Origin of the sequence: Deinococcus hopiensis KR-140 (genome assembly GCF_900176165.1) — a bacterium.
In the GTDB taxonomy this organism is placed as follows: Bacteria; Deinococcota; Deinococci; order Deinococcales; family Deinococcaceae; genus Deinococcus; species Deinococcus hopiensis.
Genome location: NZ_FWWU01000010.1, coordinates 156,011 through 174,085 on the forward strand (window position 1 = coordinate 156,011; position 18,075 = coordinate 174,085).

Sequence of the window (18,075 nt, forward strand, 5' to 3'; positions counted from 1 at the left end):
CATCGGCTTTTCCCTGCGGGCTGCTCAGGTACAGCCTCAACACCGGTCTGCTCCCCCACCGTCCGGGTAGAACGTACCCGAGCGCCGCGCAGCTTCCTCCACTGCCGGGCTCCCCCGAGGGCCTGGAGGTCGCGGAGGAATCCCGCCCAGACCCTTGAAACCCTGGCGGGAGAATTGACCTATAGTCAGTGGTGGTCCTGGCCAGATCAGGACTCCATGGCCGTCCTCCCCTTGCCTGCACGCGCGGTGGGATGATGTCGTGGTCCGTGGATCCCTACCCGCTGGGCAGAGATCCAGGCGCCAGCGATAGAATTGGTAGACCGGTGGAATGGCGGACACGCGCCCTGGTGTATGGCGCGAAGCTCCAGTGCCGATGCAGCGGACCGAACGAGACACCCGGCCGAGCGTCTGAGGAGAGGTGGTGGGCTTTCTTCGCCCGAAGCTGCTGCGGAGGAAGAGGAGCAGCGGTGGGTGGCGCGGTCTATAGGCGCGCTTGAGGCTGAAGCGGATCTCCGGTGAAACCGCAAATGCCGAACAGCAAAACGCTCCGCTCGGAAGGCGAGGATGAGCTTTTGAGGAGGTGTTGCCCGCACCACCCGCGTTTCAGTCTCAAAATTGTACCATGGGACATGATTGTGCCTGATCCCGATGAGGCTGCCCCTACCCCCAACCCAGCCGGTACGTCCAAGGAGAAATGGGCGGTGCAAAGGAGGAAGCCTCAACGGCCAAGCTATTGGCGAGGCGCCGGGCTGAACGCCCTGCTGAGCGGTGCAGGCCTAATGAGCCTGGGGCAGATGCCCGCTGGCTTCGCCTGGGCAGTGGCGTTCTTCGTGTTGTCGCTCTACACCTCTGCGGAGGTCGGATGGGCAGTTGGCTTCGTCGGCAGCCTGCTGCACTACAACAGTGTGTACGACCGGATGTACCCCTGAGCCCTGCTGTTGAGCAAGGGAAAACCCCCGCGACTCGGCGGGGGTGAAGTTTTGGGGGACTGCCCAGCGCGACGAACTTCCCGTGCGGCGCATTCACCGGCAGGCGTACGGGCGTCTTTCGCGCTGCTTGGTCTGCGGGTCCTCTCAGCGCCGCGGCAGCAGGGTCACTGAACGCCCACCGGGCGGCCGACACACAAGGAGGCGGCAACGCGAGGTCGCCCCCGCAGGGGTCTCCTCCCTTCCTGCCTTTGCCCGAGGCATTCTTCGCCGTTCAGTCGAGGAAGTCGAGCAGGTCGCTGCTCACGCCCTCCTGAGATTTGAGCTTACGCAGCGCCTTGTTCTCGATCTGCCGCACGCGCTCGCGCGTCACGCCCAGCACCTGGCCCACTTCCTCCAGGGTGTGTTCGCGCCCGTCCACAAAGCCGTGGCGCAGCTTGACGACCAGCGCCTCGCGCTCGTTCAACTGGTTGAAGGCCCGCTCCATCGCCTCTCCCAGCAGGGTCTGGCTGGCGCTCTGCATCGGCGAGGCAAAGCGCTCGTCGGGCAGGAAATCACCGTAGAAGCTGTCACCCTCCTCGCCCACCGGGGCCTCGAGCGAGACCGGCTCGCGGCCAATCTTCTGGGTCTCCTCCACCTTGTTGGCGTCCCAGCCCGGTCCCATGGCCTCAGCGACCTCCACATCCAGCGGCTCGCGGGACAGCTCCATCTCCAACAGGCGCGAGGTGCGGGCCAATTTGTTGATGGTCTCGACCATATGCACGGGCACACGGATGGTGCGCGACTTGTCGGCGATGGCGCGGGTCAGCGACTGGCGAATCCACCAGGTGGCGTAGGTGGAGAACTTGTAGCCCCGGCGGTACTCGAACTTCTCCACCGCGCGGATCAGGCCCCCGTTCCCCTCCTGAATCAGGTCGAGCATGCCCAGGCCCCGGTTGGTGTACTTTTTCGCCATGCTGACGACCAGGCGCAGGTTTGCCTCAATCAGCGCCTGCTTGGCCGCTACGCCGTCCTCCACCTGACGTTGCAGGCGGCGACGGGCGCGCGCGTCAAGGTCATCCGGCGCGCCTTCGAGCGCCTGGCGCGCTTCCTCGCCCTCCTCGTGGCGGCGGGCCAGGTCCAGCTCCTCGGGGGGCGACAGCAGCGCCACGCGGCTGATCTCGTGCAGGTACTGACGCAGGGAGTCGCCCAGGTAGGCGCCAGGGTTGACCTCCAGGATCAACTCTTCCTCACTGAGGGTGGGGGCCGCCTCCAGCGCCTCGCCCTCCTCCAGCTCCAGTTCCTCCAACTCCAGATTGTCTGTGAGCAGAGGAGAAGCCTGCGCGGTGAACTCCAGCTCCTGGGTTGGAACGCGCGCAGGTTGATCCTGCACGCCCAGAGACGGAGTCGGGGCCGTGGGGGCCACCTTGTTCTTTTGTGGACGTGTGCGCTTTCGCGCGGGCTGCGCGGGCGCTTCGGCGGTTGCTGTCCTCGTTGTCATGGGTCTCATCTCCGTGAATGTTCCGGCCCCCGGGGCCTGGACAGAACAAGAAACGCGGCGCACAGCAGCCTCCGGCCCCCTCCCACCGCGCCGCGGCAAAGCCGGGTCAGCTTCAGCGGGGCAGGGGCCCGTTGCCTGAGTGTTCCAGCAAGCTGCGCGGTCGCTGCTCAGCGCTTCTGGAGGGGTTTTGGCCGCGCACTCCTGTCCTCAAAAGAGCTGCCCCTGTGGCAGCTCTGTCTCGCGTTGCGGTGTCTCAAAAGAAAAAAGGGAAAACCCCCGCGCTGACCGACTTTTCCGGGACCCTACGGTCCGAGTATCATAGGCGCGGCTGCGTTTCACAACCCAGTTCGGCATGGGATGGGGTGGTTCCACAGCGCTGTGGGCACGGGGGTGTCTGTATTTTTGGTCCAACGGCGTTACTCAAATCATGCTGCTCTGGAAACCACAGGGCGAGCCTGCAAACTATATATGGAAGAGCCAGTCTGGTCAAGACTTCGTCTTTGGAAGCCGGACGAAATTCATCTGAACGCCGAACTGCCATCTGAGGGCGTGTTTTGCATTGGCATCCCCGTTCCTCCTGGGAACGGGGTATGCACCCCTGCCCGGCTGGCCCTGGAAAATCCACCGCCACTGACGCGCCCTGACAAGGGGCTCTGCCCCGATGAGGAACTCTTCCGCCTGGAGCTCACATCAGAGCTGAAAAACGCCGATCTGGCCCTGCGTGTGCGGAGTTCTGTCCGGCTTTCAATTCGTCTGATGGGCACCAGCCGGCCAAACGCATCGCTGCGCCCGCACGTCTGGCCTTCTGACCGGTTGGTCTACCGGGCGGCTTACCTCATATCTCACCGTGGGAACGGCGTCCCGCTTCTCGGGATTCGGGTTCATCCGTTATGAAATGACGGATAGACCCAAGCGGACGTGCAGCGCTGCGCAGCAGAGCGAGCAGGAAAAACAGTGACGGAGAGGTGCGGAATCACCGCAGCGGAGGGGATGATCCGGAAACCGTATTCGAGGAGTTGTCAAAGTGCGGACTTCTTTTTGACCGTGTCCGGCAAACTTGAGTGGGTAATGCTCCAGGAAATCCTTCCAAAATCACCCGCCCACTTGCGAGGGTTGGGCACACTGGAGGGACAGTATGGGCAAGCAACGGAAAACTTGGGCAACGGACACGAAAGAGCAGATTGTTCTGGCCGTCCTCGGCGGGCAACTCAGCGTTGCTGAGGCGGCACGACAGCATGGTGTCAACGAGAGCCTGATCCATACCTGGAAGGCCCAGTTCCTGGAGGCAGGCCGTGCCCGCCTCGCCGGAGATCGTCAGGGCGACCGGCAGACCGAGCTGGAACGCGAGAACGAACGCCTCAAGGTGTTGGTCGGCGAGAAGGAATTGGCCTTGCAGATCGCAAAAAAAGTGCGGGGTCTCTGAGCCTGGCTGAACTTCTCGCCTTGTACGAGGGGTTTCGCAGAGACCATCCGCACCTCAGCCTGTCCTGCTTCGCACGCGAAGCAGACGTTCCTGCCTGGAAATTACGGGATGCCCGACAACACGCCGCACAGCAAGCTCGGCGAGAAAAGAGGGAGCAGGCCCGGCTGGAACGCATTCGAGAGGTTGCGTTGCAGCACCCGACGTACGGCGATCGGCGACTTCACCAGGTCCTGGCGACAACACCAGCCCAGGAGCAGGCTGCTCCTGGGCACGTGGGCCTGCATACCATTCGGCTTGCTCTTGCCGAGTTAGATCTTCAGCCACCCTTACCTCGCAAAACCCGGAAGAAGGCTCTCCCAGCCGTCAATGAGACCTTGTGGCCTGCGGGTCGCCGGGTTCGGGTTGACGCCACGCGCTTCCGTCTGGGGGATGGGGTCTGCTGGGCGTATCTGGTCCTGGATGTGGAGACGCGGTGCCTGCTGCATCTCCACGTCCTCCGCAGCCTTTCTGCGAGCGGCGCGGTCTTGGCGCTGCAGGCGGGTCTACAGGTCCTTCGCGACCTCGGCATTCAGGAGGACGTGCTGGTCATGACAGACGGTGGCTCGGATTTCACCTCAGCGGCCTTCCAGGACGCCTGTGGGCAGGTCGGCCACTGGACCCGGACGAAGGTCTCGCAGAAAGGAGGAATGGGCATCCTGGAAAGAACCAATCGCACCCTAAAGTACGAGTTCGTCTTCCGCGAGGAATTCGGTTCCATGCAGCAATTGCGCCACGGAACCGAACGGTTCCGTGACTGGTACAACCAGGTTCGGCTCCACTCAGCCTTGGGCTATGCCTGCCCCTGGGCTAAGCTGCTCGAAGCGGCAAAGGCCCACAACGCCGCTTGAAGGGATTGCTGGAGCACTACCGTGGCATGTGGGAGAAGGGCACCCCTCACGGCGCCCTTCGGACAACTGCGCTAGATGCTTTCAGCGGTGATTCATGCCGGACGTGGCTACCCAGCATGTGCTCCTGGTGGAGCCGCCGGGAGACCAGCGGGTCCGTTCACTCCAGTCCTCCCGTATCGGAAGCAACGCCCCTCAAGTGTCCCGCCCCCACGGCGGATAGGGACCGAACTGCTCCACGACGTTCTGAACCCAGCGCGGCGCTTTGGCGCATCTGTCAAAAAGTGGAGTTTTTTTGACCGAGGCCGGCGAGCAAACTGGAATGCGCATGGAAAAGAATGGAACCGTGAGGGGTGCTCTTCCACGCGCGGCGCCCTTCGGACAACTGCTCCACTGGGCGAACAGCCCAACCCCAGGAGCGCTTTCTGCCGGATATTGCGGTGAGCGCGCCGCTGGCCGTTGAGCGCCTCCTGCACACCGCGGCTTAGCGTCCCGGCGTCTTTGCGCCAGGGGCGCTTTTCGATGGGGCTCCATTCCTGCACAGTCTTTCCCCGTAACGCCTGGCGTACCGAGTTACGGCTCTCCAGGCGTTCGGGGTGCAGGGAAAAGGGATGGCCTGGCCCGTCACGCCGCATCCCCGGGAAGGGCGAGGCTACCGCGAGGCCCGGTGGTCGGGACCGAGAGGAGGCAAATTACGGCAAATGCCCTAAGGCCGGGTGATGGGGTGGCTGTGTTCCGAAAGCGCGCGGGCCCCACAGAGATACCCGCTGACCTGCGTTCGGTACATCCACCGCCAGAACCGGGACACGCCAGTTCCACTGCGTTCTTCCAGGTCCACTCGGCCGCGCGGGTGAGAAAGAAGCCGCCCGACACGACTGCTCACCGGCGCAGGCAGCAGTTCCAGGCGCCGGAGGTGCTTGATGTTTTTGTACCCGTAGAGTTGCGGCGCAATCAATCGCAGGGGCGCGCCATGGGCCGGCGTGAGTGGCTTGCCGTTCATGTGGTCTGCCAGGAGCACGTCGGCCCGCATCAATTCTTCCAGAGGAACGCACGCCCGGTAACCGTCGTGGCCGCTGACCATCACGTGCGTCACGTCCGGCCGTGCGAGTTCTGCCAAAAAAGCGGCCCACACGTCCGAAAACTGCCAGCCCTCCCAATGCACGCCGGGCGCAGTCCAGGTGGTGACGCAGTGGAAGTCACGAATGATGGCTGTCCGCGGGACATGGGCCAGGAGCGAGGGGCTCAGGACCGCTGGGCAAACCACGTGGCCGAAGATTCCAAGGGTTGCGTCTGGAGCCCCCTGAACCTGACGGCCCAGATAGCGCGGCAGGCCGAAGCGGGGCATGGGTCCAGACAGCAACACCTGGCCAGGAGCGGAAAATTCAGCGGTCATAGTATCTCCAGCGGATCACGAGGCGCGGGCGAGGCAGGAATGCATAGATCAGTCGGGGTTGACTGTACTCCCCGGGGGCTACCGCGAGGAAGGGACTTTCGGCGCTCCCTGAACAGGCCGTGCGGGCTTGTATCTTGACGACGTTCTCAACCTTCCCCTGAGGGTGTTGGAATCTCCTGAGGCCATTGGGGGTCGAGGTTGGAAGCCTGGCGAACGTGCGGCGAAGCAGCGCGCGCCATGAAGGGCAGGTTGGCGGTGCCGACGCGCGATGACGCCTTATGGGGACTCCGGGGCATCATGGAGAGGAAGCGGCCAGTTCCGGGCACAGGCGATATTCCGCCGGATGCCCACGTCCTCACTGCATGCCGAGTGCAGCGAGGACGTGCTTGCACGGGCGTGTGCGCGCGTGACCGAGACGGTCGCAGCGCAAGTCGGGTGTGACCTGTTGGGGTTTTGCGCCGCCCGTCACTGTCAACCCCTCCGGCGCCGACTGTCACCCTCAGGGAGAGGGAGCGCGGCAGGCGGGGGCAGGGGATATACGGGGAAGCGTCCCCGGTGCAGGTTGAGGGAGATTTTCGGTGTCTTCGAGGACCGTGCCGTGCTGGTACTTCTCCGGATTCTTGATCGCGAGGGTAAGGCGCTTCAGGGGGTTGCGCGGTGTGGTGGCATTCCCAGCGCAGTGACGCACCATCACGGTGTAAACCGCGGCGCCCCGCCGTACGTGTTGTGGGTACATCAGCGCGATGCCGGGCACCCGTCGGCGTTCATGCCTTGACTGCGCAGAAGAGAGGCGAGGTCGGCGTCTCCGGGCTTTTCACCACGCTCCACATCAAATTCGCCTCGCTGCTCACCGAGGAGCTGCGCTCCCGGGAACCCCGCCGGGGTTGCCGGCGGCATCTGAACAGGCGGCTTGACGGTCAAGCCGCCCGCTGGAGAAATCGGCGCTGCCCAGGTCAAGCTGCCAGAATCCACCCCGCACTGTTGAAGACCAACTACCAATCGGCGGACAAGAGGGGCATCCTGAACAGGATGACGCGTCTGGACCGTTCTTCCCCTCTCGCCGCTCCCCGTTACCTGCAGGTGCAGCAGGTGCTTCAGGAAATGATTGAGGGGACCGAATTTGCGCCCGGCGACAAGGTCCCTTCGGAAAGAGAACTGGCAGAGCAACTGGGCGTGAGCCGCATGACGGTCAGGAAAGCGATGGACAATCTGGTGCGCATGGGGTTGCTGGAGCGCGACAGCACTGCGGGCACGCGAGTAAGCGCACCGAAAGTCAACCGCCTGCTCAATGACCCCACGCTTCATTCCATTACGCAGATGGTCAACGCCGAGGGGGGGCGTGCCGGGGGACGCCTGCTGGAGTTTCAGATTTCTCCCGCACCCAGCAAGGTGAGCCAGAGGCTGGAGATCCCGCTGGGCAGTCCCGTCGTGGTGCTGCGCCGGCTGCGCCTGGTCAATGGGCTGGCGTTCTGCCTGGAGACGAGTTACCTCCCTGCGGACCGCGTTCCGGCCTTGGCGGCCGAGGACCTTGCCGGCAACCAGTCGCTGTACCAGGTGCTGCTCGAACGGTACGGCATCGACGCAGGAACGGGCGACAGCACCATCAGCTTGTCGCACGCCACGTCTGCGGAGGCGACCACGCTCTCCCTGGCGGCGGGCGATCCGGTTCTGCTCTACCGGTCGGTGGTCCGTGACCAGGTGGGGGTCCCCTTTGAGTACTTGAAGTCTGTCAATCACCCTCAATTCGTGGTGTTTCATATTGGCGAAGGAACGCGTCGTTGAGAGGAGCGCTTGACTTTTCTGGGCCACTCGCGCAGGCTTGGTATATACCAGGAACCAAAGGAGTAGACATGACCAGCCAGACAGAGCGCCCGAGTGTTCGGGCCGCGCCCATCGACCATCAGCGAATCGTAGGGGGTCTGCAGGGCGCTTTGCAGACCAAGGACCAGGCTGTCGCCATCGGTCAGGAGCTGGCGCCGCAGGTTGACCGGATCTACCTCGTCGGCTGCGGCGCACCCAACCGGGTGATGCTGACGCTGGAATACTGGATGGCGCACGCCCACACCAGCTTTGAGGTCAAACGCTACTTCCCAGCAGAATTCATGACCGTCACCCCCAGGCTCGACGAACGCACGCTGGTGGTTCTGGGCTCTAAATCCGGCACCACCCCGGAGACAGTTCAGGCAGCCGAATTTCTAAAGGATAAGCCCTGCCTTACCCTGGCCGTGACGGGTACTGAACAGGCCCCCCTGGCCCGCGCCTCGCAGCGCTCCCTCCTGATGGGTGAGACCGAACAGGCGCACACTGGAATGTTCATCGTGTTGCAGGCCCTGATCGGGAGCCTCTTGCAGGCCAGAGACGGGTGGCCGCTCCTGGAGCCACTCTTGCGCTCGCTCGATGCACTGCCCGGTGTTCTGGTGGAAAGCGCTGAGTTGAATGACCGGCGTGCTGAGCAGGACGCACGCACCTACGAGCACGACCGCATTCTCTATCACCTCGCGGGTGGCCCCATGTTCGCCACCGCCTACGTGTTCGGCGTGTGCATGCTGATGGAGATGCAGTGGATGCACAGCATTCCCATTGAAGCCGCCGAATGGTTTCATGGACCATTCGAGATTCTGGATGCCCAGACCCCCGTCGTGCTCCTCCTGGGAGAGGATCCCAGCCGTCCACTGGTAGAGCGGGCCCTGACGTTCTGCCAGAAGTACTCGGCCCGCCTGATGGTCTACGACACCCTCGACTACCCCATGACGGGCGTGGATCCGGCCATCCGGCCCATCGTCGGGCCCTTCGTGCTTCAAGCAGCCCTCAACCGCTTCGCTGAGCACCTTTCTGAACGCCACGGCCACCACTTGGACACCCGCCGCTACATGTGGGTCACCGAGTACTAGGATGCGCCGCCTGCTCGGACTCGGCGACAACACCGCCGACCTGTACGTCGACCAAAACGTGATGTACCCCGGTGGCAATACGGTCAACGTTGCTGTGCTCACCGCCCGTCTGGGACACCCTGCCAGCTACCTCGGCGTTTTGGGCGACGACCCTCCAGGTCACCTGATCCTGCGCGCCTTGCGTCAGGAAGGGGTGGAGACCGCCCACACCCGAATGGTGCAGGGCCAGACGTCGTGGTCGAAGGTCCGCCACCGCAACAACGACCGGATATTTGAAGGCAGCGACGCCGGCGTCTCCACGACCTGGCAACTCACAGACCAGGATTTCGCCTTTATCGCCCGGCATGAGGTCGTGCACACGAGCGCCTACAGCGGCCTTGAGCCCTTGCTTCCTCAGATTCGAGACGCTGCACCACGCCTTTCGTTCGATTTTTCCTCAGAATGGACCGCCGACTCCAGCGCGGCACTCGCCCCCATGCTGGACGTGGCGTTCTTCTCCGCGTCCCACCAGCCTGAGGAAGCCTGCGTGGCGCTCGCGCAGCGGATGATATCCCTGGGAACGGAGATCGTCGTCATGACCCGCGGTGAGCAGGGTGCGCTCGCAATCACGGACCGCGGGGTGCACCGCGGACAGATCGTACCGACCACGGTGGTCGACACCCTCGGCGCAGGTGACGCCTTTATCGCCGGCTTCCTGAACACTTGGATTTCGGGAGACGGGCTGGGTTCTACCCTGCACGCCGCCGCACAGGAGGCAGCAAAAAACTGTGCGACCCACGGTGCATTTGGTTACGGCACACCCTATACGCCGGCCGAAACCCCGCCCACCGTGTAGCACTCCAGCGTCTGGACCGAACCCCGAGGAGGACGTATGAACCGAACCCTGCTTCAACGCTGGGCCTTACTGGCCCTCACTGGCGTCGTTTCCTCGACTGCGGGAGCCAGCACGCTGGCCGCGATCAAGCAGTCGGGTGTGCTTCATCTCGCCACGGAAGGGAATTACCGGCCCTTCAACTACTTCAAGGGCAAGACGCTCACCGGCTTCGAGGTGGACCTTGGCAACGCCATAGCCAAAGAACTCGGCGTGAAGCCCGTATGGACCACCATTGTCTTTGAGAGTTTGCTGATCGGCCTACAGCAGAACAAATATGACCTGGTGATCGCTTCGCACGGCATTACTCCCGAACGCCTCAAGGCCGTGGCGTTCAGCACACCGCATTACTGCAGCGGAGGGGTGCTGGTTTCAACACCTGGAGGGCCCAAAACCACCGCAGACCTTCAGGGCAAAGTGGTGTCTCTCGGCGTGAACACCTCGTACCTGCAATACGCACAGCGGCTTCCCGGCCTCAAAGACATCAAGACCCTCCCCACCACCAACGACCAACTCACCGCCGTCTTGACCAAACGTGCGGACGCCATGGTGCTCGACCGGTTCAACGCCATCGACGTCAGCAAGACCCTTCCGGGCAAACTGCAACTCGGGGACGTCATTTTCCCCGAGCGAATAGGGATGGCCGTTCAGAAGAACAACGCTGAACTCCTGACTGCTGTGAACAATGCCCTGGCCACCCTCATGAAAAACGGCACCTATGCCAAGCTGAGCCAGTCGTACTTCGGGCAAGACGTCCGCTGCAAATAAGGGGCGGGCGCTGACCCTGGGGTTTAGCCGTGAGGCCACGCTTGCACGCCCTGGGGTGAGACCCACCCGTGCTCCTTATCCCCGAACCCCCCTCGTGCAGCGTTTCCGGCTGGTCCATCGGAGCGTGTTGCCGCGGATGTCCGTATGGCCTTGCGTTTTGGCCCGTTGGGGAAGCAGCATTCGGCCGACAAGCGGCGGCAAGACCTCGCGGGGACCGGCACACGGATGCCGGATCCTCGCTGAAGCGGCGCGCTGACTCGGCAAGTGCGCCGAAGCTGCTGTTCCCGCGTGGAAACTCGACTACACTCCCCACCATGAACGTCGCTCTCCTCGGCTCTGGGTCCATTGCGGAAGACCACGCCCAGGCGATCCACGAGTTGCAGGAAAGCCGTCCGGACCTCACGCTCCACACGGTTATGGGACCCCAACGCGAGGCGGTGGAGTCTTTTGCCCGCGGTCATGGCGCAGTTCACGCCACCACCGATCTCGACGCGCTCCTGGGCACTCCTCAAATCGACGCCGTCATCATCTGTTCCCCCAGCGAGCATCACGCTGCCCAGACCGAGCGTTGCCTGCGCGCGGGAAAGCACGTGCTGTGCGAGATTCCGCTCGCTCTGTCCCTCGCTGAGACCGACCGGCTGATTGCGGTGGCTCACGAGATGGACCGGCGCCTGATGGTGGGCCACACCCAGCGCTACTGGCCTTCCAGTCAGAAGGCCCGGCAGCAGGTCGTGGCGGGAGAACTGCAGCCGCATTCCCTCGTTGGTCGCCATCTGTTTTTACGGCGCGACACGGTGAACTGGAAAGGTCATCGCCGAGACTGGACCGACAATCTCTTGTGGCATCACGCCTGTCACTCGGTCGACTTGGCGTTGTGGCTCCTGGGAACGGAGGCCCAGAGCGCTGTCTCGCAGGTGGCGCCGCCCAGCGGACCACTGCGCATTCCGATGGACCTGACCATCTCGCTCCGTACCCCGCAAGATCAGATTGCGACGCTGGCCTTGTCTTACAACGCGCATCTCCCGTTTCACGACTACCTGCTTATGGGGAAGGAAGACGCCCTGCTCCTCACCGAACACGGGATCCAGTCCAGGCAGGGCCATCTGGCGCTCGCTCATCAAAGGCGTCCGATCCTGGAACAGGACGCAGAATTCTTCGCTGCCATACGGGAGCAACGGGAACCAGCGGTATCGGCACGCTCGGTGCGTCCGGCGATGTGGGCCCTGCAGGCCGCACAAGACCAGCTTGACACCCTCATGCGCGAACGGGAGCAACGCTTCTCTCAGCCCAACGGGAAAAGCAGGTGACTGCCCAGCAGCTGTACAGAAGGGGGGGGGAGGGCCCATGACGCGCCTTCAGGATGCATTCGCAGGCGCGAGCGTCAGAAGCGCTTGACGCCCTGGGTGGACCGGGTCAGTTGAAGCTGATCTGGTTCAAGGAGATGCCGCCGAAAAACGTGCTGGCGGCCGCAGAAGGACGCTGTGGGTAACGTGACCGATACGTCGGCCAAGTCCTGGAAGCGCAGCCCTCCATGCGCGGGCCAGTGTGGCCAGGGCAAAGGATCGGCACCGCCGGGCCATTTGGACGCGCGGCGCCGTCCTCAGTGCCGCTTGAGCCACGCCGCGAGGTCATTGACCGGTTCCGGCGCCATGGGTGCAAAATAGTCTTGCGTGACGCTCGTGGCCCTTCCCAGGCTGTGCCCCAGGCCTGCGTAAACCTTCAGGGTGTGATCGGTGTTCCCGGCCTTTGCCAGCGCCGTATCGAGCGCCTGGGCGTCCGCAGGGTCGATGTTCGCGTCCACCGCACCCTGCAGGATCAGTACAGGCAGCGTCAGCTGCGGTGCGAGTGTGCCCAGGGGCGGCAGGGACGTCGCTGGCGCGTACATGGGACTTTGCAGTACAGCGGCGCTGTCATACGCCGCGATGGCCGGAAGGGCCTCACCCAACAGGTCAATCAGCCCATCATGGTTGTTGTCCAAGAAGGTGCTCAGGACAGGCCTGGCAAGGGTGCTCGTGCGGTCGAACAGCAGCTGTCCCTGCATCTTTGCCATGGGGCTGCCGTCCCCCTGGAAGGACGCCATCAAGTCCGCCAGCCCGAGTTTGCCGTTCCGGGCGTAGCGCGTGAGGTAGGGAAGGCCGACCCGCTCGAACTGCCGGGTGAAGGTGGCGGCGAAACTGTTCACCACTGGCCCCTGCACGATCAGCCCGCGGGCCCCCACCTCCAGCGCGAGGGACGCCGCGACGACGCTGCCCTCGCTCCAACCGTAGATGTAGACGCGTGACGCGTCTACTCCCAGCTGCGCCCTGGCGGCGTTTAAGGCGGTGTGGGCATCGGCGAGCAGGTCACGCATGGTCCGCTGGGCGTACGCGGCCTGGGCCGCTTGGGCGGTCTGGGGGTCGAAGGCGGCGGCGGCGCCACGCTTGTCAAACCGCATAACGGCAAAGCCCTGCGCGGCCAGCGTGTGGGCCAGCGTTCCCAGCGACCCCTTCACCACGTCGCCACCGTATCCGGGAAAACTCCCGTTCATGTCCTCGGGGCCGGTGCCCTGGATCAACAGCACCAGCGGAGCCTTCACGGCCTCGTCCGGCAGCACCAGTTCGGCCCGTGCGGGTGTGCCGGCAAAGTCCAGCGTCAAGGGCCGGGTGATGACCGCCGCGCCCGCGCGGGCCGATGTGAGAAGCGCAGACAGCAGCAGGGCAGACAGAAGCGTCTTCATGGGTTCAGCGTAGGTTATACCCTGCTTTCCATGACAGACCGTCACGGAAGTAGCGAGCAAGACGTCGAAATCTTGACGGATGAGCGCCGTGCCGAGGTGGTGACCGACCGCGAACAGTTGCGGCTGCTCGCGCCCTTCATGGGGCAGGAGCGGACCGTGTCGCAAGTGGCGGCGCACCTGGGACTGAGTGTCACGGCCACCTACAAAGCCGTCGCGCGCTTCGTGGGCCTGGGTCTGCTGCGCGAAACGCGGCGCGAGGCCCGTCCTGGCCGGGCGCTACGCTACTACCGGGCACCCGCCGCGTTCTTCACCCCGTTCTCGGTGCGCCCGCTGGAGCAGATCGGGCAGCACAACCGCAGCGCGCACCTCCAGCGCTTCGAGCGCCAGTTCGCCCGAACGATGCGCCGTGACCTGCATGGCCCGTGGGGGGCCCTGACCCGCGCCCTGCCGTCCGGCGAAACCTTTTACGACCTCGCCACGGTCGATGGCCACAGCTGGAACCCGTTGGACGACGCCTCGCCGCTGGTGCTGTCGGGTTGGAACCTCTTGACTCTGCCGCGCGCCGAGGCACGCGCGCTGCAACGCGAGCTGATGGCCGTGGTCAGGCCCTACCTGAACCGTCAGGCCAAAGGGGACACCTACCTCCTGGGCGTCTTCCTCACGCCGGATAACGGGGAACATTGACGTCTGGAATGCCCTCCAAAAGCTGGACCCAGTAATGTAGAGGCTTCCGGCCCGCGGCCAGCCGTAGGTTGGAAAGCGGGGCTCCCTTGTAAACACGCGTCATGGGGTTGGCGGATCATCCGCGCCGTCCCCTCCGTTCCGTTACCGTTTTTCCTGCGCGCGGGGACGCACCGTGGAGGCGTCTACTCCACCTCAGGCGGAGCTTCGGGAGGCGGGGTACTGCCGGACCTTCACGCCGCCGCTCTTCCTGCGTGACCCCGGTGCGCAGCAGTTGAAGCTTGTCCTCGCGCTCCAGCCGCTTCAGGAGCCGCCTCCGTTTCGTCTCAAACACCACAGCGTCCGGCAAGCCCTTTTCGCGGCCGTCGGTGAGAACCCTGAACCGGACTCCGAAGCTGGCCGCGGTCTTGGGCGGCCGAAGCCGGCCGCGGCATGGCTGGAGACAGCCGCCCACGGCGCGGCGTGTTGCGGCGCTGCAGCTGGTACGACCTGTACCAGCCGGGCCCAAGGGCAACGTCCCCCTGTTCCAGGTGGCGGCGAAGTTCCCTTGGTTGCAGCCGAATTCAGCGACTGCCAGGTCATGGTTTATATCTTTCTCCGCCGCGCGTCAGTGTGCTCGTAGCGGTTCTTACGTGCGTCCTCCTTTGAGAGGACTGTTTCTGCCTGCCGTGGAGAGGTGCAGGACCGGTGGATTGATCAAAGACAAGGAAAAGGGCGAGACACTTTCAGCTCCCGCCCTTCTTGCCCGTTCTGCCGTACTTCTTGGCTCCGCAGGGTCTTTGGCTTCAAAGGGCACTTCACCCTGCCAGCAGGTTCTTCCCTTTTTGCGTGATCTCGTACGCGTCGCTCAAGCCCGACTTATCGCGCGCTCCACGCGGCTTGAGGTAACCCTCCCCCACCAATTTCCGCATCATGAGCCCCTCAAATCGGCTTTTCGGCCGGTGGTAGGGAGCCAGGGCCGCCAGAATCTCAGCCTGCCTGACGACCATGGGCTCCTCCGGTGGGTGGTCTCCCCTCTCGTCCACCATGGCCCGCAGGATCAGGGGCAACAACTCGCTGAGGCGGTCAGAACCGCCTGTCGCAGGCGCACCGACCACGTGATGGGTACGTTCCGGGGTGCCCAGGGTGGAATCCGGGTTGCTCCTTCCCGATGGACCTTGGCGGAGGTGTTTCAAGTGGTCGGGCAACCGCTGCTTGGGGATGCGGAAAGAACGCATTCCCTACGTTACCCCGTACCCCTTGCCGCACTTGAGCAAGGGCTGAGCAGATATTTACCGTTTGAGACGCAGGTGGCGTGGGGTGGAGGGCCAGGGCCCCGGCGGACATCCCGAAGGTTGTTGAGTCCGGCGGGCTGAACGTCATGTTCGCCCGGCTCTGCGCCTTCACTTGATCGCTGCTGGGCCGCTTGGGAGAACGTTCCGAGCCTTATCCTGTCCGCTGAACCGCCACAATCTCCTGAAGCCGGAGCGCGTGCGCTCCACAATGCCGCCGGGCCACGCTCACCGCCGGTTTAAGCGCTTTACCGGCGTTCACGCACCGTACGCTTACCCCGTCCGGGGCGTCAGGGAGGGCGTGGGTCAGTTCACGGTGCCGGATGAGGTGAAACCGGCCGGCGAGCGTCTTGCCCTGTCTCCCGTGGATGGGAGCGCCCGGCGCCTGCACCTTGGGGGTGACGGCAATGGCAGGGTTTAGCTCCGTTCGGTTCCTCTTCCCTCTCGCCCTCACCCGGCGGCCTGAGGGCCGCGAGACTTCCGCTGATCTTGCTCATCCCCAGGCCCCACGGAGCGCTGCAGCGCTTCTCCCGCCACGGTCCCATGGTCACGCCAGCGTTTGCCTGCGGTACCGGTGGGCAGGTCCTCACACCAGCAGGGCCACGTTGAGCGCGTCGCCGAACGACTCACTGATCCGCACAGTGGCCCTCATGACCGGGGCACGTTCTGCTTCAGGCCTCGCCACGCCCCGGTCTCCTTCGTGCCCTCCCGCCCACGGTGATGGCCGCTCCGGCATGGTGAGCAGGATGCAGCAACGGACCACCGCCTCCCATAGGGTTCAGGGAACACACTGGGGCGAGGCGGGAGCCGCGCTTACGCTTCATGATTTCTTGAAATCAGTCTTTCTTGAAATTATGAATTCCTGAAATCATGTTTTCTTGAATTCGTGGCTCTGGCAGTACGGCGGGCGTGAAGGTGATCAAGGCAACGGCGATGGACGAGGTTTTGGAAACGTTCTTCCCCCGTCCTCAAGCGCTTCTCGCTGTCCTCTCCCCTACCCTCGCGGCGAACCGAGGTGGAGGCCCCGCCCAACACCGTATAAAAGTCCTGAATTCAGGTAAAACCGAATTCAGGAATCATGCAATAAAGAAGCTTTGGAGACGCAGCCTGGGCCCAGAGGCCGCGCAGACCGGGCCGTGGTGCTCCGCCTGCCCTGCTTGCAGCCTGCTCCTTCCCTCTAGCCGTTGCGTAAGTAGGCGCGCAGCGCGGCCTCAACCACCTGACTGTCCTTCATCCGGTTCTGAACGGCGTACATCTTCAGCTGGGTGACAAGTCCAGAGTCGAGAATGGTGGAATACTTTTCCCGTTGAGGGCGTTGGGGCGGGTCCCCCTCCTGGCTTCCCTGCTTCCCCGATTTCTGCTTTTCATGATTTCCCGAAGACAGGATATCCCGATTTCCTGAAAGCAGGATTTCTGATGCCTGCAACCCGGCCGCCTGCGGTTGCCCAGAAGCCTGGGTTTCCTGATCTCCCGAAATCGGGTTTTCGGGAGATCCCGCATTCGGGTTTTCCTGATTTCCTGAAATCGGGGAATCTGGCACAGAAGAGGCCTCTCCGGCTGCGGCCCTCGGCGCTTTGGCTTTGGCCAGGGCACCGAGGGCACCCCCAAATTTCCCACCCTTCGTCACGCCTTCGCTCCTTTCAGGATTTCCTTCATCACCAGCTCGTAGTCCATATGCGCGAGCTTCGCATACCGGTCTCCCTTGATGTCCCCCACCGGGAAGCCAGCGAGCGCGGCCTTGGCAAAGGCCGCGGCGCGCCTAATGTCCTTGGTGAAGAGGGGAACGCCCGCATCCATCAGAGAACTCCGCGCCTCATGCCCGTCCGTGCTCGGCGCGGGAGGCACGTCCGTCAGCAGCACCCGGTAGTTCGTGACGTCGTGCTCGATCAGGGGCGTCAGGGTCCGGACCAGGGCCCGCAACGACAGGGCGTCCGGCTTCGTGGGAACGATCAACAGGTCCACGCGCTCGGCAAGCTGCAGCAGGTCCCCCGTCTCCTCCCCGGCCTTCGTATCCAGCAGGACGAAGCTGTACGGACTGAGGTCCGCTGCGTCCAGATTCTCAATGGTGATCACGGTACACGGCAACCCTGGACCCGCCGCTGCGTACTCACTCGCCCCCGCGGTCTTTTCGTCTGCATCAATCAGGATCGTCTGTCCTTTCTGGGCCAGGAGGCTGGCGAGGTTCACGGCGGTCGTGGTTTTTCCCACGCCCCCTTTGTCATTGGCAATCGCAATCTGGTACACACCTACAGTGTACTGAAATCTGGTTTTCCCGTTATCCCTTTTTCCTCCTTTCCATCTTTCAAGAAAACCTGTTTTCAAGTTTTCAGGATTTCAGGTTCACATGACGCAACGTGGAGCACGCGGTACAGGCGACCAAGGTGAAACCACGGGCGTTGTCCACCCGTGTACGAAGGCCACGGTGTGGGTGTTGGCGCCCAGGTGCTGTGTGCGCGTTCCACCGTAGACACTCCCAGCCTCCTGAAGTTGACTGCAACCTGCTTCCTGCGGCGATGGGCGAGCAGGGGAGGGGAGAAGACCTGAGCGGTCTTTGTTCGGCAGAGGCAGCTGCGTCAGGCGCTGAAGGACCGAGCGGCAGCGGGGAGGCGCCCCGCTGCGCGTCAAGGCGTCAGCGACCAAGGGCGTCTTGGTGAGGAAGCGGGCAGCGCGGGCGAAAAGCCCTGGCGGCAAGACGCCGTAAAGTGGCGTGGCCGCCCCTGCCAGAATGACAGCGTGGCTGCACCCGACGCGTCCGGCAGCGCCCTCTCCCG

General features: G+C 63.7%; 15 protein-coding genes, 1 rRNA gene, 1 pseudogene and 1 other annotated feature. Of the genes and pseudogenes, 9 read left to right on the top strand and 8 right to left on the bottom strand.

Features of this window, described 5'->3' with window-relative positions; translation table 11 throughout:
• Positions 1-629 precede the first annotated feature (629 nt).
• Positions 630-929 (top strand): hypothetical protein, encoded by a 300-nt coding sequence (locus B9A95_RS32905; RefSeq protein WP_139807146.1) that lies wholly within the window; start codon positions 630-632, stop codon positions 927-929.
• Between the two features lie 271 nt (positions 930-1,200).
• On the opposite strand, the gene B9A95_RS29380 is transcribed toward B9A95_RS32905, so the two are convergent.
• A complete protein-coding gene (locus tag B9A95_RS29380; RefSeq protein WP_084051163.1) occupies positions 1,201-2,406 on the bottom strand; it encodes a sigma-70 family RNA polymerase sigma factor in 1,206 nt (401 codons plus the stop codon).
• A 273-nt stretch (positions 2,407-2,679) separates the two neighbouring features.
• Positions 2,680-2,796, bottom strand: a 5S ribosomal RNA gene (gene rrf, locus B9A95_RS29385).
• A gap of 745 nt (positions 2,797-3,541) precedes the next feature.
• Between rrf and B9A95_RS29390 the strand changes: the two genes are divergently transcribed.
• On the top strand, positions 3,542-3,829 hold the full coding sequence (locus tag B9A95_RS29390) for a transposase (protein WP_084051164.1): 288 nt from the start codon (positions 3,542-3,544) through the stop codon (positions 3,827-3,829).
• Positions 3,830-4,353: 524 nt separating this feature from the next.
• A complete protein-coding gene (locus B9A95_RS35890; protein WP_245808575.1) occupies positions 4,354-4,716 on the top strand; it encodes an integrase core domain-containing protein in 363 nt (120 codons plus the stop codon).
• A gap of 60 nt (positions 4,717-4,776) precedes the next feature.
• Positions 4,777-4,906, bottom strand: a sequence feature (23S ribosomal RNA rRNA prediction is too short).
• A 513-nt stretch (positions 4,907-5,419) separates the two neighbouring features.
• Here B9A95_RS35890 and B9A95_RS29400 read toward each other — a convergent pair.
• Positions 5,420-6,106, bottom strand: coding sequence for a molybdopterin-dependent oxidoreductase (locus B9A95_RS29400; protein ID WP_245808576.1), 687 nt, complete (start codon positions 6,104-6,106; stop codon positions 5,420-5,422).
• 499 nt (positions 6,107-6,605) lie between these two features.
• Complete coding sequence (locus B9A95_RS32910) at positions 6,606-6,860, bottom strand: hypothetical protein (RefSeq protein ID WP_139807147.1); 255 nt, start codon at positions 6,858-6,860, stop codon at positions 6,606-6,608.
• 275 nt (positions 6,861-7,135) lie between these two features.
• On the opposite strand from B9A95_RS32910, the gene B9A95_RS29405 reads away from it, so the two are divergent.
• The 5 genes from B9A95_RS29405 (at position 7,136) to B9A95_RS29425 (ending at position 11,943) form a co-directional block, all read left to right on the top strand.
• On the top strand, positions 7,136-7,888 hold the full coding sequence (locus B9A95_RS29405; protein ID WP_084051166.1) for a GntR family transcriptional regulator: 753 nt from the start codon (positions 7,136-7,138) through the stop codon (positions 7,886-7,888).
• 68 nt (positions 7,889-7,956) lie between these two features.
• Entirely contained in the window at positions 7,957-8,997 is a 1,041-nt protein-coding gene (locus B9A95_RS29410) for an SIS domain-containing protein (protein WP_084051167.1), read from the top strand.
• A 1-nt stretch (position 8,998) separates the two neighbouring features.
• Complete coding sequence (locus B9A95_RS29415; RefSeq protein ID WP_084051168.1) at positions 8,999-9,832, top strand: PfkB family carbohydrate kinase; 834 nt, start codon at positions 8,999-9,001, stop codon at positions 9,830-9,832.
• Between the two features lie 36 nt (positions 9,833-9,868).
• Positions 9,869-10,636, top strand: coding sequence for an ABC transporter substrate-binding protein (locus tag B9A95_RS29420; RefSeq protein WP_084051169.1), 768 nt, complete (start codon positions 9,869-9,871; stop codon positions 10,634-10,636).
• Between the two features lie 314 nt (positions 10,637-10,950).
• Positions 10,951-11,943 carry a Gfo/Idh/MocA family protein gene (locus B9A95_RS29425; RefSeq protein ID WP_084051170.1) on the top strand — a complete coding sequence of 331 codons (993 nt, stop codon included), beginning with the start codon at positions 10,951-10,953 and terminating at the stop codon, positions 11,941-11,943.
• Positions 11,944-12,236: 293 nt separating this feature from the next.
• Here B9A95_RS29425 and B9A95_RS29430 read toward each other — a convergent pair whose 3' ends face one another.
• Complete coding sequence (locus B9A95_RS29430) at positions 12,237-13,352, bottom strand: alpha/beta hydrolase family protein (RefSeq protein ID WP_084051171.1); 1,116 nt, start codon at positions 13,350-13,352, stop codon at positions 12,237-12,239.
• A 30-nt stretch (positions 13,353-13,382) separates the two neighbouring features.
• Here B9A95_RS29430 and B9A95_RS29435 point away from each other — a divergent pair, with 30 nt between their 5' ends.
• A complete protein-coding gene (locus B9A95_RS29435; protein WP_245808577.1) occupies positions 13,383-14,036 on the top strand; it encodes a helix-turn-helix domain-containing protein in 654 nt (217 codons plus the stop codon).
• 794 nt (positions 14,037-14,830) lie between these two features.
• Here B9A95_RS29435 and B9A95_RS29440 read toward each other — a convergent pair.
• From B9A95_RS29440 to B9A95_RS29455, 3 genes and pseudogenes are all read right to left on the bottom strand, one after another.
• A complete protein-coding gene (locus B9A95_RS29440; protein WP_139807148.1) occupies positions 14,831-15,250 on the bottom strand; it encodes a hypothetical protein in 420 nt (139 codons plus the stop codon).
• Between the two features lie 1,231 nt (positions 15,251-16,481).
• Complete coding sequence (locus B9A95_RS29450) at positions 16,482-16,931, bottom strand: hypothetical protein (protein WP_084051174.1); 450 nt, start codon at positions 16,929-16,931, stop codon at positions 16,482-16,484.
• A gap of 155 nt (positions 16,932-17,086) precedes the next feature.
• Positions 17,087-17,548 (bottom strand): annotated as a pseudogene (locus B9A95_RS29455) (ParA family protein); the annotation flags it as partial.
• Positions 17,549-18,075: the final 527 nt, after the last annotated feature.

Bases quoted from the DNA above. Each gene is read 5' to 3' on its own strand.
- B9A95_RS32905 (WP_139807146.1), top strand. From the start codon at position 630: ATGATTGTGCCTGATCCCGATGAGGCTGCCCCTACCCCCAACCCAGCC.
- B9A95_RS29380 (WP_084051163.1), bottom strand. From the start codon at position 2,406: ATGACAACGAGGACAGCAACCGCCGAAGCGCCCGCGCAGCCCGCGCGA.
- B9A95_RS29390 (WP_084051164.1), top strand. From the start codon at position 3,542: ATGGGCAAGCAACGGAAAACTTGGGCAACGGACACGAAAGAGCAGATT.
- B9A95_RS29400 (WP_245808576.1), bottom strand. From the start codon at position 6,106: ATGACCGCTGAATTTTCCGCTCCTGGCCAGGTGTTGCTGTCTGGACCC.
- B9A95_RS29405 (WP_084051166.1), top strand. From the start codon at position 7,136: ATGACGCGTCTGGACCGTTCTTCCCCTCTCGCCGCTCCCCGTTACCTG.
- B9A95_RS29410 (WP_084051167.1), top strand. From the start codon at position 7,957: ATGACCAGCCAGACAGAGCGCCCGAGTGTTCGGGCCGCGCCCATCGAC.
- B9A95_RS29415 (WP_084051168.1), top strand. From the start codon at position 8,999: ATGCGCCGCCTGCTCGGACTCGGCGACAACACCGCCGACCTGTACGTC.
- B9A95_RS29420 (WP_084051169.1), top strand. From the start codon at position 9,869: ATGAACCGAACCCTGCTTCAACGCTGGGCCTTACTGGCCCTCACTGGC.
- B9A95_RS29425 (WP_084051170.1), top strand. From the start codon at position 10,951: ATGAACGTCGCTCTCCTCGGCTCTGGGTCCATTGCGGAAGACCACGCC.
- B9A95_RS29430 (WP_084051171.1), bottom strand. From the start codon at position 13,352: ATGAAGACGCTTCTGTCTGCCCTGCTGCTGTCTGCGCTTCTCACATCG.
- B9A95_RS29435 (WP_245808577.1), top strand. From the start codon at position 13,383: ATGACAGACCGTCACGGAAGTAGCGAGCAAGACGTCGAAATCTTGACG.
- B9A95_RS29440 (WP_139807148.1), bottom strand. From the start codon at position 15,250: ATGCGTTCTTTCCGCATCCCCAAGCAGCGGTTGCCCGACCACTTGAAA.